This is a genomic window from Phocaeicola faecicola (assembly GCF_013618865.1).
Lineage (GTDB): Bacteria > Bacteroidota > Bacteroidia > Bacteroidales > Bacteroidaceae > Phocaeicola > Phocaeicola faecicola.
On record NZ_JABSOE010000012.1, the window covers coordinates 24,449 to 41,446 of the forward strand.

The 16,998-nt window shown below is 42.2% G+C and carries 11 protein-coding genes and 1 pseudogene; 5 read left to right on the forward strand and 7 right to left on the reverse strand.

The features are described 5' to 3' along the window. The first annotated feature begins 244 nt into the window (after positions 1 to 244). A complete protein-coding gene (locus H3001_RS05175) occupies positions 245 to 4,207 on the forward strand; it encodes a response regulator (RefSeq protein ID WP_181214263.1) in 3,963 nt (1,320 codons plus the stop codon). Between the two features lie 129 nt (positions 4,208 to 4,336). Here H3001_RS05175 and trxA read toward each other — a convergent pair whose 3' ends face one another. Together trxA and H3001_RS05185 are read right to left on the reverse strand one after the other, a co-directional pair. Beyond that, on the reverse strand, positions 4,337 to 4,696 hold the full coding sequence (gene trxA / locus H3001_RS05180; protein ID WP_178243685.1) for a thioredoxin: 360 nt from the start codon (positions 4,694 to 4,696) through the stop codon (positions 4,337 to 4,339). A 21-nt stretch (positions 4,697 to 4,717) separates the two neighbouring features. Then, on the reverse strand, positions 4,718 to 4,963 hold the full coding sequence (locus H3001_RS05185; protein ID WP_181214264.1) for a hypothetical protein: 246 nt from the start codon (positions 4,961 to 4,963) through the stop codon (positions 4,718 to 4,720). Between the two features lie 96 nt (positions 4,964 to 5,059). On the opposite strand from H3001_RS05185, the gene H3001_RS05190 reads away from it, so the two are divergent. Next, entirely contained in the window at positions 5,060 to 6,001 is a 942-nt protein-coding gene (locus H3001_RS05190; RefSeq protein ID WP_178243683.1) for a LysR substrate-binding domain-containing protein, read from the forward strand. An 83-nt stretch (positions 6,002 to 6,084) separates the two neighbouring features. Beyond that, a complete protein-coding gene (locus tag H3001_RS05195) occupies positions 6,085 to 6,894 on the forward strand; it encodes a DUF134 domain-containing protein (protein WP_181214265.1) in 810 nt (269 codons plus the stop codon). 191 nt (positions 6,895 to 7,085) lie between these two features. Here the strand turns inward: H3001_RS05195 and H3001_RS05200 are convergent, their stop codons facing one another. Genes H3001_RS05200 through H3001_RS05210 form a run of 3 tightly spaced genes read right to left on the reverse strand, consistent with a single transcriptional unit; the run spans position 7,086 to position 13,057 of the window. Further along, on the reverse strand, positions 7,086 to 8,378 hold the full coding sequence (locus H3001_RS05200; RefSeq protein WP_181214266.1) for an MBL fold metallo-hydrolase: 1,293 nt from the start codon (positions 8,376 to 8,378) through the stop codon (positions 7,086 to 7,088). A gap of 29 nt (positions 8,379 to 8,407) precedes the next feature. Further along, a complete protein-coding gene (locus tag H3001_RS05205; RefSeq protein ID WP_181214267.1) occupies positions 8,408 to 9,871 on the reverse strand; it encodes a SusD/RagB family nutrient-binding outer membrane lipoprotein in 1,464 nt (487 codons plus the stop codon). Between the two features lie 12 nt (positions 9,872 to 9,883). Further along, positions 9,884 to 13,057, reverse strand: coding sequence for a SusC/RagA family TonB-linked outer membrane protein (locus H3001_RS05210; protein ID WP_181214268.1), 3,174 nt, complete (start codon positions 13,055 to 13,057; stop codon positions 9,884 to 9,886). A gap of 498 nt (positions 13,058 to 13,555) precedes the next feature. Here H3001_RS05210 and H3001_RS05215 point away from each other — a divergent pair. Further along, a pseudogene (locus H3001_RS05215) lies at positions 13,556 to 13,861 on the forward strand (type II toxin-antitoxin system death-on-curing family toxin); the annotation flags it as partial. On the opposite strand, the gene H3001_RS05220 reads toward H3001_RS05215, so the two are convergent. Together H3001_RS05220 and H3001_RS05225 are read right to left on the reverse strand one after the other, a co-directional pair. Next, the gene (locus tag H3001_RS05220) at positions 13,850 to 14,527 is read right to left on the reverse strand and encodes a response regulator transcription factor (RefSeq protein WP_178243675.1); all 678 of its coding nucleotides are present in this window, start codon (positions 14,525 to 14,527) and stop codon (positions 13,850 to 13,852) included. The pseudogene H3001_RS05215 and the gene H3001_RS05220 overlap by 12 nt on opposite strands. Positions 14,528 to 14,533: 6 nt before the next feature. Then, positions 14,534 to 15,961 (reverse strand): sensor histidine kinase, encoded by a 1,428-nt coding sequence (locus H3001_RS05225; RefSeq protein ID WP_181214269.1) that lies wholly within the window; start codon positions 15,959 to 15,961, stop codon positions 14,534 to 14,536. A 162-nt stretch (positions 15,962 to 16,123) separates the two neighbouring features. On the opposite strand from H3001_RS05225, the gene H3001_RS05230 reads away from it, so the two are divergent. Continuing rightward, on the forward strand, positions 16,124 to 16,996 hold the full coding sequence (locus H3001_RS05230) for a GLPGLI family protein (protein WP_181214270.1): 873 nt from the start codon (positions 16,124 to 16,126) through the stop codon (positions 16,994 to 16,996). Positions 16,997 to 16,998: the final 2 nt, after the last annotated feature.

A 16,998-nucleotide genomic window follows, 5' to 3' on the forward strand; every position in this document is an offset into this window, starting at 1 on the left:
TTCGATTTGAGTTATTAACGGGTGCAAAGATTTAAGAAATTAAAATTCCCCATGTTTCAAAATCACTATTTATAGTTCGAAAAACATTAAAAATGGCTCCAATAATCAATATTTGAGGCCTGACACCCCGATTTTTGAATAAAAACAGGCTAAAAACCGGAAGCAACCCAAGGAAATCCCCCAACCCTCTAATAAAAAGAATAAAAAAACTTATATTTGTACTAAAATCCAAGAATCTTAAATTATGAAGGTCCGTATCACAGTTGTACTATTTGCCATCCTGCTCCTTTTCTCACTGTCTGCATATGCCCATGATTTTCTCTATCAGCAATTATCCATTACGGAAGGTTTCCCTCCTTCTATCCAAAAAGTCTATGCTGAATCCAACGGGTATGTATGGATAGGATCCAAAAAAGGATTGGGGCAGTTCAACGGATACACCTTAAAGACCTATACCCACCTTCCTGATGACTCGACCTCTCTCCCGGGAAACGAGATACTCCAGATCATAGAAGACAGTTCACGGCAAATCTGGGTACTTACCCACAAAGGGCTTGCCCGCTACGACAGACACTCGGACACTTTTCATACGATAAAAGAAAAAAATGAAAATAACCTGCTTGCCACAGCTGCCTGCAAAATCCGTGACGGCATTCTTTTTATCAGCCGGTCGGCCGTGTGGAAATATGATTATTCTACCCGCAAAATAGCAATGTATCTCCCATTTAAACAGAAACTGGAAAATTTTTTCATTCATGAAATCTGGGAGTGGGATAAGAATCACCTGCTTTGCGTCAACAAGTGGAACGGAATATTCCTGCTGAATCTTCAAACTGGAGAAAAGGACTTCCCTCCGATTACGTCGCATAAAGAGATCAATCAGGTATTCATTGACAGCAAGCAGCGGGTATGGACCAGCATCTACAACAAAGGTATCACCTGCTATGACAAAACCGGCAAGGAAATAGCTTCCTACACGACAGAAAATTCCTCATTAAGCCATAACATCATCCTGTGCTTCAGCGAACACAAAGGAGAAATATGGACGGGCACAGATGGAGGAGGAATCAATATCATCAATCCGGAAGACCACTCCATTAAAAACCTTATCCATACATCGGGCGACAGAAACTCCTTGCCCGTCAACTCGATTGTCTGCCTGTATCAGGGCTATGACAACGATAATTGCTGGGCCGGAAGTGTAAAGGGAGGGTTAATCCATATCCGCCCGACTTTCATGCACACCTATGGAGATGCCCCTCTGAATGTTCCCAGCGGGCTCAGTGAGAAAGCGATTCTGTCTTTCTACCAGGAACCCGATTCCGAAAAAATCTGGATAGGAACAGACGGAGGCGGGGTGAATCTGTTCGACCCTGTCCGTAAGCAGTTCAAGCATTTCCCTGAAACCTGGGGAGAAAAGATTGCTTCCATTACCCGATACAGTTCCACAGAACTTCTGGTTTCCATCTTTTCAAAAGGACTTTTCACGTTTAACAAAAAAACAGGCAAACTGACCAAAATAAATGAAGGCAATCCCCTCATCCAGCAATATGCTTTGTATGGAAGAAAGGCGGTCAACCTTTATCAGAACTCGCCACAGTCCATCCTGATTCTATCATCAAAGATTTACAAATACAACCCTTCTACGCGAAGCGTATATCCGCTGATAGACAATCTGCAGCGACAGGCTATACCGTTCAAGTCCGACAGCTGTCATACCTACTTATATGACGAAAAACATATCTATGCCATCAGTCAGGAGACAGACCAGATACAGACGGTTTATACAGCCAAGACGACAACGACCATCCGGTCGGCCTCAAAAGATATTTATGGAAACTTCTGGATAGGAAGCAACCAGGAACTGTCCTGCTATGATCCTTTGAAGAAGACGGAGACACCGGTCCACAGTCCATGGCTTAAAGACATCTCAACCGTCATCTGTGACAATAACGGACGCGTGTGGATAGGAACCAATCATAAGCTGCTGGTCTGGCACATCAAGGATAAAAAACTGATCTCCTTCGATGAATCGGACGGTGCTGCCCAGAATGAATTTCTGGACAAAGCAGTCATGATTTCCCGTCAGGGAGACATCTATATGGGAGGAGTGAACGGACTACTTTGCATCAACCAGTCCCAATATACCCAAGAAGCAGCCTCTGTCCCTACCTTCTCGCTTACCGATATTCTATGCGACAACCAAAGTATGCTTTCTTCCGTTGATTTTAAGCATAAGACCCTCTCCCTGTCGAGTTACAATAAAAACGTAAGCATACAGGTGATGACACACGAAGAAAATATCTGTCGGAAAAAGACATTCCGATGGTACATTTCCGGAAGCAATTCACAGATTATTGAAAACAATACTCCAGAAATTACACTGTACTCGCTTACCCCGGACACTTATCAGATTGCAGTGTCGTGTGATACGAAAGACGGAGAATGGACTTCTCCGCAGACCCTCATTACCTTATACATTCCTCCAGCCTGGTACCAGAGCTGGTGGTTCATCACGCTGTGCATCATCGCGGCACTGGGAATCGGTGCATTCATTATCATCAACCTGCTGCAACGGAAAGAAGAACGGATGGCTTCTGCCATTAAGGAACACAAGCAAAAGGTCTACGAAGAGAAAGTAAGATTTTTAATCAATATCAACCATGAATTAAGAACCCCTCTGACACTTATACATACCCCATTAAGCAGTCTGCTGCAGACGCTTCCGGAAAACAGTCCGATTTATCCTACCATCCATAACGTACTGAAACAGTCCAGGCGGATGAAAGATCTGTTGAACATGGTACTGAACCTGAGAAAGATGGAAATGACCGAACATACGATGAACTTGGGAAGCTACATGCTGAACGAATGGGTAAAAGAGGTAGGCAAGGACTTTTCATACGAGGAAGAAAAACAGAATATTTCCCTGAAGTATGAAATGGACCACCGCATTACCAAAGTAGATTTTGACAAGGAAAAGCATCTGATTATACTGACGAACCTGATTGTCAATGCATTTAAGCATAGCAATCCCAATTCGACCATCATCCTCCGTACGGAGTTGATTGATGAAGGAAAGTCTGTACGCATTTCCGTGATTGACCAGGGGTGCGGACTAAACAACGTAGACTTGAACAAACTGTTCACCCGCTTCTACCAGGGCAAAAACGAAAAGGAAGGAAGCGGCATCGGCCTGTCATACGCCAAAATACTGGTTGAGCAACATCACGGACAGATCGGGGCCTGCAACAATAAAGACCAGGGAGCCTGTTTCTTCTATGAACTGCCCGTGCATCAGCATCAGTCTGCCGCACAAGAACCGTCCCATGAGTATCTGAATGACTTGATAAAGTCCGGTGAAGAAGACGAAACATACATCCCGCTGGAGAATCAGATTGATATTTCAAACTATTCCTGTCTGTATGTAGACGACAATGAAGAACTGCGCAATTTCATATCCTCGGCTCTTTCAGGCCACTTCAAGCACTTCTATCTGGCTTCGAATGGAGAAGAAGCACTTCAGATAGCCCTGAATGAAATTCCGGATATCGTAATCAGTGATATCATGATGCCGAAAATGAACGGATATGAACTATGCCGGAGAATCAAGGAAAACGTAAACATCAATCACATATTGGTGATTCTGCTGACGGCACGTGTAGATGAAGAGAGCCGCATGGACGGATACCGTACAGGAGCAGATACGTATCTGGAGAAACCGTTCGACATAGAAAAACTGCTGGTGACTGTCTCCAGCCGTCTGCTGCTCCGGGAACAAATCCGGAAAAGATACATGTTTGCCCCCAGTACCATCGAAGAGCCCAAGGCTGTCTGCTCTTCGGATGATACGTTCTTATTTAAACTGAATAAGATCATTGTAGAGAACATCGACAACGAGGCACTGAACATTACCTTCATCTGCCGGGAAATGGGTACCAGCAGAGCCAGTCTGTACAACCGAATAAAGACACTCACCAACATTGGGCCGAACGAATATATCAACAAGCTGAAAATGGAGACTGCCATGACCATGCTGAGAGACAATGAACTGAGCATTACTGAAATTGCAGAAAAGACAGGGTTCTCCTCCAGCAGGTATTTCAGTACGGCATTCAAGAAGTTTACAGGCAAGACGCCTTCACAATATAAGGAAGAAATCAGCAGCCAGGAAAAAGATGCTGCCGCGGAAAATCCGGCAGAATAATTTCTCTTTAGAAAATAAGTATGCCCTTAGCGTATCGGAATGTGAAGATTCCTATATGCTAAGGGCATATCATATTTCAGGCCTCATCCGCCGGATTCATGAGACAGCCATCAGTCGCTTCCTGTGGCTTTACTTTAACAATACGCTGTGGATGGCTTCTTTCAAGGCCGGTTTAGGCATCGCTCCCTGTGCCATCTGCGGCTGTCCCTCCATCGGGATAAACAAGATAGAAGGTACACTGCGGATACCGAACAAGGCCGAAAGTTCTTCCTCTTCTTCCACGTTCACCTTGTAAATATCGATCTGTCCTTCGTATTCGGCAGCCAGCTCATCGAGCACAGGGGCAAGCATCTTGCACGGGCCGCACCAAGTAGCATAGAAATCGATGATGGCAGGACGTTCACCCAGGAATTTCCATTCATTCGGATTGGCTTCATAGTTTGCTACTTTATTTAAGAAATCTGCTTTTGTCAAATTCATTGCTTTCATATGCTATATCTTTTTTAATGGTTATCTTTTATTGTTACGTACATCATATACTTTTACAAAGTCTTTATACAAGAGCTTCTGGCTCTGTGAAGTTGCACAGCCTCCGAAAAAACAGCCTGATAAATTCAGGATGGCCATCCATACCAGCAGGAATCCAGGAAGAAAAACTGCCACTTCGCCGGAATACATTCCATAAGCTATCAGAAGCATTCCCAATATCAGACGTATCCGTCTGAATATGTCCCATTTTCTTAATATTCTGTCCATCGTTCTTCTTTTAGGTTTCTGATACAAAAGTAGTTTGCTTTTATCAAGGGGACAACAGATTTTATTTATCTTTGTATAGACCAAATCTATTGAAACATGAACTTACAACAGATGGAATATATAGTGGCACTCGATAAATACCGTCACTTCGTACTGGCGGCAGAGGCATGTGGAGTAACCCAGCCCACCTTGAGCGCCATGATACAAAAACTGGAAGAGGAACTGGATGTCAAGATATTCAACCGCGACCGGAAACACATTGCTCCCACACAAGTCGGAGAGAAAATCATCCGGCAGGCCAAAATCGCCTTGAATGAGTCGCAAAAAATCAAGGAGATTGTGGCCGATGAAATGGACAGCATGAGCGGAAGCCTCCGGATTGGCATCTTGCCTACCATCGCTCCCTATCTGGTGCCCGATTTTATCTTCCATTTCAGGAAAAACTATCCGAAAGTAAACCTGTTCATCGACGAAAGAGAAAACGAATCACTGATGCAGGCACTTAAATTCGGAAATCTGGACATTGTCATTACCACTCCTCCGCCCCATACCGACAACCTGCTTGAGATACCGGTATACATTGAAAAATTTGTGGCTTATTTCTCGAAAGACTGCCATAAGAGCCGGGAGGCCATTTCGCGGAAAGAACTGCCACCCGAACAGATGTGGATCCTGAAAGAAGGGCACTGTATCCCCAATGGGGCCATGAATTTCTGCAAGAACAAGGAAGTCGGCAATCATATCTATGAAGCCGGAAGCATAGAAACCCTCGTCAGAATCGTGGATAAGAACGGAGGATATACCATCATACCGGAACTTCACATCCAGTCGCTCACGGAAGAACAGCAGAAAAATATCCTGCCGCTTCCCGGAAATCCTCCGGCCCAGCGGTGCGTATCGATGTTTATCAAAGATGATTTCATCAGGGAAAGAATGGTCAACGCCGTCCTCCACACACTGAAATCCATCATTCCTCCTTATATGATGGAAGAACGGTTCAACAAGAATCAAATCCGGTTAAGGAGTGTAACCTTCTGAAAAATAACCGGTAAAAAGTTATTTTATTTTTATTGTTTTGAACAAATGTTCATTATATTTACAGCAGAAAAAAGAAAACAGTCATGTCACCCCGTCCAAAAAACATCCGAAAAGTAAGAGAGATTCCCGCAGGAAGCGGATTCATTCCGTCCGGAAAGTGCAGAAAAAGCAGTGAGGGCATCACGCTTTATGCAGAAGAATACGAAGCCATCCTGCTTTGCGACTACGAGGATAAGACACAGGCTGAAGCCGCAGAAGGAATGGGCATCTCCCGCCCTACGCTGACACGTATCTATGCATCGGCCCGGAAAAAAATCGCACAAGCCATCATCGACCGGCTTCCTCTGACCGTTGAAGGAGGAGCCTCCTACATGGAAGCCCAATGGTTTCAGTGCGAACGGTGCGGCATGCTGGTAAACAACATCATTCCCGGCCTGAGACCCGATAATATTACCTGTCCGGGGTGCAACGGAAGATGCAATGGCATTGATTCAGACAATATCAATCAAAATAACTATACGAATATGAAGAAAATAGCATTACCGACAAGAAATGGCATGATTGACAACCATTTCGGACATTGTGAGTTTTATACCATCGTTACCGTCAATGAGGAGAATCAGGTGGTCATGACAGAGAATATCCCTTCACCACAGGGCTGCGGATGCAAATCAAACATTGCTTCTAAACTTCAGGCTGACGGAATCACCGTCATGCTGGCCGGCAACATGGGTATGGGAGCTCTCGAGAAATTATCTTCATGCGGTATCAACGTCATCAGAGGATGCAGCGGCCCCATCATGGAAGTTGTAACGGCTTATCTGAATGGAAACATCCAGGATTCCGGAGAAAGCTGCCACCACCACGATGCCGACCATCAGTGCAGACATTGATAACCTTCTTGTTCTCACATACAACTATCATTGATACAATGATGCCCCTGTAACTGAGAACAACATTAATCAGTTGATTCATGATGCCGGATATATGAAGGCTAAATTATGCAATAACAGTCTTTCCCAACCGACATCATGAATCTTTTTTTATAAACAAGAAAATCCTTGATTCAATACAAGACTCTCTCTTATTTATGAGAGGCACAATAATTCCATACTCCTTTAATCTTCATCTCAGGCGTATCCGAATCCAAGACAAAAACCGTATACCGCCCATCCGGCTGTACCCGAAGTACGATATGCCCATTACAACTTTCATAACTATTTTTCAAATCAGGTCCGGCCACATCTTGAAGTGGCTGTAAAAGATTAGTAGAAAACAAGTCCCGCTCACCTTCATAGAGCCAGGAAGACCGAACTCTATAAAACGTTTCCAGTCCCGGCTGGTCACTCGACCATACGTGCTGAAGCCAGACTCTGGGAGCCAAAGTACTTATTAACTTCTCACTCAAAGCATCTCTTCCCCCATGATGGTTCATCACCGCTACATCGACCCGGCCAATTACAGGTGCGACAGCAGAAGCCACATCATTCCATTTCAGTGTTCCCAGCGCCGCATATCCAGGAATATCTCCACCAAGATAAAAACGGAATTTTCCATAATCAATGCGTATTCCCGCACTCAAACAATTCTCCTGAGCCTTGAAAACAGTAGTATCCGGAAATGTATTTATTTTTCCATCTTCCCTTATACCATCCCAAATTACTCCATTCACATGTAAATTCCGAATAGAAAATTCAGGATAATCTTCTGGAGCATATTTCAATACAAACTGTTTACTACTTCCCACTTTAAAACTCTCCGCTTCCATTCCCTGGTGTTGTCTATGCCATTCTATAAAACGGAGATAATTCTTAAAGGTAAAATATTCTACAGTATCCGATTTCCCACTCAAACAATAAGCCACATCATAAGGCTCCTTATACTCAGGGTATCCTCTGTCTACAATTTTTCCTATAGGTAAGAATTCGCCTACTCCGGTAATTCCGGAAAGTAAATAATTTCCTTTTCTAGACGACTGAGACCCTTCCCCTACTGAGCCATAATGATCATCATGAAAATGGGTAATCAAGGCATAATCAATCTTTTTATGCGCTGAAGGAAGAATCTTATTCAAATAATATACCGTCCATTCATATGCATACCGGGAACCATCCGGTTTAGGAGATGTATTACGGACAGACCATGTACGAGGATCAGTCAAAATCAGTTCTCCAGCATCGACCATCAATGTGGTTCCATCTGGAAGAATCATGAAATTCGTTTCCCCACGTCCTGTATTTATCAGATGAATATCCAGTTCTCCTTTCTCCCAGGCAGGCAACTGTTTGCCTATCCAGCCACAACTGTCTGTAACCTGGGCATAAGACATGCCCAAATTACAGAAAATAGACAATAATAATAGTTTAGACCAGCTCATATTCGTAGATTTTATAGCTTTACATTATATCAATATATCCAAGGCTTTTGATCGCTAGCATCCTCCTGAAAACCTTGAGCACTCAACGCCTCTTCCATATGCTCCTGATTCACATCTATCTCGTTCTGAGGATATCTTAACCGGTAAGGCAATTGAGACACCATCTGTCCCTTACCACATTCTATATGTGGGTATCCGGTACGAAGAGCATGGAACCAAGACTCATAATCACCCTGCATGAAAAACAGGATATAGCGTTGCTGACAGATTTGCTCCAGTCCCCGGTTCTCATCAAAAGCATTCCGCACGACATAGTCTTCATAATCAGCCTCACATCCATAATAATTAAATGAAGCACGTATTGCTTCCTGATAACAAAGTGAAGCATCTGCTGAAATCCATCCTCGTACCGCTGCCTCTGCCTTAGCCAGCATCAGTTCAGAGTAACTCAAGAATAAGGCAGGTTCTCCTACAGGATCGCTTGTATAACGGTTGATATTGATCCGGCTATATTCTCCTGTTGCAGCATCTGCACTGACATCTGTCAAGGCCTTAGAAGCATCCAACCCCTTATAAGCGCGAAAATCATCTGCCGGTATTTCTCCCGAAAATGATACAGCCGGCTGAGCAAAGACAAACAATCTGGGATCTTTCAGTGAAACAAGCAGATCACATATCACGTCCCCTATAAAACGTTTATTTCTCATATCCAAATCATTGTAGCATGGATACATCACTCCCTGGCTATTCAGATAATCAAGTTGTGCCTGTTCTTCCTCTGATTCAAATATCGGATAATTCAATGGATCGGCAATAATCCGTGCAAATGCCTCAGCCGGTTTCAAGCCTGCGTCATCTGTCCGATTACTCAACATAATCAGAATTTTCAGTTTGTAACTATTCGCCAGTTTTCTCCATTTCTTTATATCTCCTTCATAAATAATATCACCTTCTATTGTCAAAGACTCATCTTTTAACAATTGATTTGCCTCCTCCAGTTCATTCAACAGACCTATAAAAATAGATTTCTGCCTGTCATAAGAAGGATAAAAACGCTCCTCAACCGGTTTATCCATATTCTCCCCTTGCAGCGCCTCAGAATACGGAACATCTCCATACAGCATCGTTAAAGTGTAGAAATTATGTACTCTCAGAATATGTGCAATAGCCAAATAGGCATTATTCTGCGGATTTCCGGCACAAGCCTCCTGCATTTTCGTGATATTACGCAACTGATCGTACTGAGAGAAACCTCCACGGGGCAGATTATATGTCTGCCAGTCCTGTATATCACTCACTCCCACAGTATATCGGGTCAATAAACTACACTCTCTCTCGTTACCGTTCCTGCAGGAATAAAATAACACATCAGGCAGCAGCACTTGAGGACTGACCGTCATAGGATTATTAGGGTCTGCATTATATTTTTCTACCTGACAAGAAAATAAGGTCATGACCCATACGGTGAACAATAAACAGTATATTTTTTTCATATCCAACAAACTTTAGAATTTGACATTAATATTAAAACCGACATTCCGTGCAGAAGGAAACTGCAAGTTGGCATCTGTTCCTTCATCCGGATCGGCCAATGGAACTTTAGTAAGTATAAACAAATTATTTGCTATCACACTTAATGAAACATTCTTTATTCCGCAATGCAACTTATTCAAAAATTCAGAAGGGACATTATACATTAATGACAATTCTCTCATTTTCAAGAAGGAGGCATCATAAGCCATTGTTTCGCCGTTCAATCGTACATAATACTGTTCCGTGAAACTCTTGTAATCAGTCATATACTGATTCGGGGCAAACTGACGAGTATCACTTATCACATTGCCTTCGGCATCGCGTATCAAAGAGCCGGAAATTACATTTACTCCATCAGCTTTATATACTTTTCCTCCTTTCGACTCTACATAAGCATCACGATCCGGCCCCACCGCATCTTTATGCACACCTGCATACCAGAATTTCTCACTCATTGTTGCATGCTGAACTCCTCCGATACGAGCATCAAACAAGAAACTCAACGAGAAGTCCTTCAAAAAATGAATGGTATTGCTCCAGCTCATTGTCCAGTCAGGAGAAAGATAACCGACAAATTTACGATAGTCATCCCTGACAGGCAAACCATTCTCACCAATAATAAGTTGTCCGTCCGGAGCATATAGCATTGCATTGTCTACCATATATTTATCCATACGCTCCCCAACTTTCACATCCCCCAAGTGATCAGCTCCTCCATAAACTGATTTTAAGGTACGACGATGCAAGCTCCAGTTCACAGAAGTATTCCAAACCAGATTGCTGGTCTGAACCGGTATCGCATCTACAGTAAGTTCTACTCCCTGACGAATAAATTCGTTTCCATTAATCTTATAACTTGTAAATCCTGATGCCAGCGAAGCGCTTTGATTAAAAATCTGTTCAGAATCAATATTACGATAATAAGTGGCATCAAATCCTAGTCTTCCGGCAAAAAATTTACCAGTAAGTCCAAGTTCAAAACCTTTTGTATCCGAAGGTCTCAGGTCCTGATTTCCTAACACGGCCGGATAAGCCACTGCATTATTATTACCATAAGTGATTGACGGAGAGTAAGCAGTCATATATTCATACGGACTCAAATCGGCTCTTACTTGTGCCCAGGAACCTCTTATCTTCAAGAAAGAAGCATCAGACATATTAAACAGATTGGACAATATCACAGAACCAGATACTGAAGGATAAAAATAGCTGTTATTATCCTGAGGTAGTGCTGAAGAAGCATCCTCACGGGCAGTCAGACTCAAGAAATAAGTGGATTTATAATCTAAATCCAATGTAGCATAGGCGCTGTTTCTTAAATAATTCGTCAATTCATTGCGGGAAATGACATTACCTAATGAATTGCTAAGGTTATATACATTAGGAACCTTCAGCCCCTGTGTCTTCGAATCATGCCATTGGTCCTTTGAAAAATTAATACTTCCTCCAACCATTGCATTCAAAGAAAAATCATTTATTTTTTTCTCATATCTTATGAACAGTTCACTGTTGTAATTTCCACTATGAGTATCTGTAAGCTGATAATTACCCTTTTCTGCGCTTTCCCCAATAAAACTATAAGGCCAGGTCATTTCCTGAGTCTGTGATACAATATCTGCACTTTGACGAAACGAAACATTCAATCCATTCATGATAGTATAATCCAATGTTCCAGTAAGAAAAGTCTTATCACGATTCATGATCTGCTTTTGTTCATAAGCTGCAAAATACGGATTATTGATCCACGAAAGATTAAAGAAACGCTGCTCATACCCCTCTCTCCCAGGAACCCAGTAATTTCTGAAATCACGAACATCTACATCCGGCCCCATCCAAATAAGCATACAATAAAGAATATTGATATTTCCATATCCAATACGTGGATAATTAGGTGAATTCATCTTATTGTACATTACATTCCCTGAAAATTTCAAGCGATCGTTCAACTGAGTATTGACCGACACACTGGCATTATATGTATGTAAGGCCGTAGAAGGTACTTCACCATTTTGATAGTCATATCCTAAATTCACCCGGAAAGTCGTTTTCTCCGTAGAACTGGTAACACTTACATTATTACTTAAAGTATATCCTGTCTCTAAAAAATTTTTCAGATTATCCTTTCCCCGTGAAACGAAGGGAGTCGGAATCAGATTTCCATCTGCATCCCTCGGGCTATCCCATTGAGTAGTCTCCCAATAACCACTCTCAGTAGATGGATCTTCCACATCCAATTTAGGTCCCCAAACCCAGTCATTATCATACAAACCGTTACCTTTCCCATCAAAATAAGCATACTGACCGTTCAAACCATTACCATATTGATTATTGGTTTCTGGAAATACAATCCATCCGGCACGAAACATTGAGCGCTGGCTAAATTCTACAGATACAGCAGGCTGCCCTGTTTTAGACTTTCCAGTCTTAGTGGTAATCTGAATAGCTCCAGCCTGCCCCTTCGAACCATAAAGCGCAGCAGCAGTAGCACCTTTCAATACAGAAATACTCTCAATATCCATAGGATTAATATCGTAAAGATTTGTATTGGTAGGTACTCCGTCAATCACAATAACCGGATCGGCAACTCCACGCAGACTAATGCTGTTTTTTTGAAGCATATTCGGAGTATTGTAAACCGTCATACCCGCCACTTTTCCACTTAAAGTAGTAGCGATACTAGGATTAGGCATTTCTGACAAACTCTTACTTTCTACCGTCTGCACGGCATATCCTAATTTTTTCGCTTCTTTTTTGATACCTAATGCAGTTACCACCACATCATTCATCTGTATCGTTTCCGACTGCATTACCACATCTAATATTTGCCTTCCTTTTATTGGGAGTTCTAACGTTTTATATCCGACCATACTGAAAGTCAACACATTCACATCGTCCGGAATTTCAATTTCATAATGCCCGTTTCCATCTGTAATTCCTCCGGATTTCATATCCTTGGTACTAATGAATACACCCGGTAAAGGCTCTGGAGCACCAAACTCTGTTGTTGTTACATTTCCTGATAACTTTCTTTTACCTTGACTTTGTACTACCGCTGCTTCAGTGGACAAACCGCTTATCAAAAGCAAGAATAGCATAATAAAGAAACAAAGTCCCCTAAACCCCTTTTCTAAAGATAAATAGTTCATAATTAATATAGATTAAGAATTGCTGCAAATGTAGAAGGATGGCATTACAGAAGTATAAACAAGCAACAACATTCACAGTAAAAATCATGACATTTTTATTGCATTACATACCATTAATATGCTACAAATAAAAAAGATGCAATCAATGTTATGTTATACAAATGATTGCATTTTTATTGTGCCTGAAACAGGAATCAAGAATTACCCCTTGTAAAACACGAGTAAAATATAACACATTAATAATAAGCGATAAATACTTAGATACATTACAGAATTTTGCAAATCAATAGTGCAAAAATCATATATTTACACCACTCATAATGACAATACGATGCCAAACAGGTACTTAGCGTAATTGAGAATTACAACACCGCACTTTCCTTACTTGATGATTATGACCACCAGTACATGAAACTCCCGGAGGGAAGCAAGGCTACTTACGTTTTAAGCTACTAAGAATGCCGGAGCCTGATTGACCAGATGCGTTTTAACGCAGACTCAGATTTGTTCGGTCATGAAAAAGACGACTCCTTCAAAGGTAGTATCGGTAATATATACCAGAGTTTTGGCGGTGAAGATATCTATCCTACTTTGGAAGAAAAAGCAGCCAACTTGCTTTACTTTGTTACCAAAAACCATAGCTTTAGTGATAGGAACAAACGTATCGCAGCAACAATTTTCCTATATTTCCTTGACAAGAACGGTATCCTATACAATGAGAATGGCAACAAGAGAATAGCTGATTATACACTTGTTGCACTGACAATCATGATTGCCGAATCCAGTCTTCAACTATCCCCGTAGCACATAACCTTTTTTCATCACCGATTCGATTTTAACCGATGAATCTCCTTTCAAAGCCTTGCGCAAATACGTTATCTGTACGTTCAAAGCTAAGGAATTAGCATACGAAGCGTCTCCCCATACATGCTCTAACAACTGCTCCCTGCTCACCACAGAATTCCTATGCTTTATCAATATACGAAGCAGTTCTGCCTGACGGGAAGTAATCATCACCTTATTGGCTTGAGTACGCAATTCATTGTTCGTATAATCAAAAGTAGTATGTCCCAACTGATACACTTCTTTGTCCACCGTATCTTCCACATCTCCGAAACGCTCCTGAATCCGGGCAATCAGTTCCTCCGGATAGAAAGGTTTGGCCAGATAATCATTGGCTCGCACCTTAAAACCTTCCAGACGGTCCGTCTTGTCAGAACGGTCGGTCAGGAAGAAAATCAACACATGCCGATCATGTTCCCGAATCTGCCGGGCCACCTCATACCCATTCACCACGGGCATATTGATATCCAGCAACACCAAATCCGGTTTCACTTCGGGATACTGTTCCAAGGCAATCCGTCCATTGCCGGCATAGAACACCTCATACCCCTCGGCTTCCAGAAAGCGTTTCAGAATCATGGCATATTTCAAATCGTCATCTGCAAAAAGAATCTTCAAGTGTTTCATACATTGTCATTTTGATTGAGGAATTTCGAGAGTGAAGACTGAACCTTTACCCAATATGCTTTCTACACCCACGGTTCCTCCATGGGCTTCCACCATCAGTTTCACATAACTCAATCCCAACCCAATTCCCGGCAAACTACGGTCGATGACCTGCTCCGAACGATAGAACTTGTCGAAAATGTGCAACCGGTCTTGGGGAGATATACCGAAACCATTATCGGCTACCTGTATCACCAGCTTACCTTCTGACAACGTGGCACTGATACGAATGCAGACTTCATTACCCGAATACTTTATGGCATTCTCCAGCAAGTTACTGATGCTATTCGCGAGATGTACTGAATCAGCAGCTATCCACAACGGATTAGGAGTGAGCTGAGTCTCAAAACGTACATGTTTGTCTGCCGGAATCACGGTCAGTCTCAATAATTTTTCCAAGGTCTCACTCAAATTAAACAAGCGTACAGAAAGTGGGGTTTGCTCATCATCCGCCCGCGTCATCTCGCGTACCTTCACCAAATAGGCTGAAAGATTATCAAGTTCGAACATGGAGTCTTTCACCACTTCATCCATCATCTGCTCATCTTTCCGCATCCGCTTGTTGTTCAAGAACGCCACACACATCTTCAAGGTCTGCACCGGACGTTTCAACTCATGGATCATCGTATTGACGAAACCTGTCCTCAATTCATCCAGTTTGTACTGTTTCAAGATGGTCCGTACCTGATAAATCAAACAGAAAATCAACAACAAAATCAGTATAAGCGAACCGATCAGCTGCCATCCCATCTCTTTCAACAATGGATTTGTCGGAAGGTCGATATACCCTGTCACCGCATCGCGGACAAAAGGGTTGTAGGGATAAATAAATTTCATGCGATACTTCATGAATGATCTCTCAACTACATACGTCCCCTGCCAAAGAAAAGAATCAAGTTTGACCAACTGACAATCCGTCGCATAAATGTGGTGACTGGTGAAAAGTGAATCTAATACATACAAGTCAAACGGCCGGTCGGCATACTTAGTGTAACGCAAACTTGCATTCACAACTTCATCGAGAGACAGACCAGTAACATTAAATGAGTCTACCAGATGCAAATTACCCAACGAATCCTCATCATATAATTTAGAAAACCTGACATACGATTCAGCCTTTCCTTCCTCAAAATTCATTTTCAAAGAATATCCCAGCTTAACTAAATCAGAATCTTTCATAGTCCGATCCGCGTCCATCATTTTGATGGTATGGTTGGCATCTAACGCCAACGTAAAATTCTTATCCTGAAGTACTAGCAAGGTATCATTCAACCGAGCCATATAAGCTAACGCCGTATAAGTGTATTGATGGTGCAGCCAATACACTTGCCCGCCAATCACCAGCAAAGCTGTTACGATTGTCAATATCCACACCAGTTTGATTTGTTTTCCCATCTTTCAAATTCTTTTCTACAAAAATAAAAACCTTATACGATTTATAAGGTATGTCCCTTTTCCCAATTTGAAAAGAATAATATTTCAGTAATAACTTTTCTCTGAAATTCGCCGTATCCCCGTTTACCTTTGTTGTATCAGAAAACTTTAAATTACAGAAATATGAAAAAAACTTTCTTTCTTACAGTCTGTCTGTTAAGCTGTCTGTACACTGCACTCTCTTCACACGCACAAATATTTGTCGTGGATACAAGTTCCATCTTTAACCAAGACTCCATTGATACCCAACGCATCAAGGTACAGTATGAGATGACCTACCTGCAAGATACGGTTTCGGAAGATGCCAAACCTGGTCAAGAAACCTTGATGCTGGAAATCGGCAAACAGTATAGCAAATGCTACAGTTATAACTTTTATGTACGTGACTCGTTATTGATGGCTGATGCCAAAGCAGGCGCATCCAAGGAAACCATGCTACAACATGCCACAGCAATTGGAAATCCCCAAATTTCTTACCAGATATTCAAACATTACCCTGCAGGAAAAGTCACCACGCTCGACCGCCTGGCAACCACCAATTTTTTGTGTGAAGAGAAAGAGGAAATACCGGAATGGACACTTCTCCCCGATACAACCACCCTTCTTTCTTATTCCTGCCAGAAGGCTACCTGCCGCTTTAAAGGCAGAACCTATATTGCTTGGTACACTTTAGAAATTCCGGTTTCGGAAGGGCCCTGGAAACTGTTCGGATTGCCAGGACTGATTATCAAAGCAGAGGATAATAAGAAGCACTATACGTTCAGCTGTACCGGGATAGAACAATGCAAAACCCCAACACCCATTCTGATTAATCTCAAAGGAAGGGAAAAAGTTTCCCGCTCCAACTTACACAAAATGTATGAACGGATGGCCAAAGATCCGATAAGTTTCCTCGCCTCGGCTGCGCCCAATGTAAAGGTAAGTGTAACCGACGAACATGGAAACTCCATGAAATCATTCTCTATTCCTTATAACCCTATTGAACTGTCTGAATAATC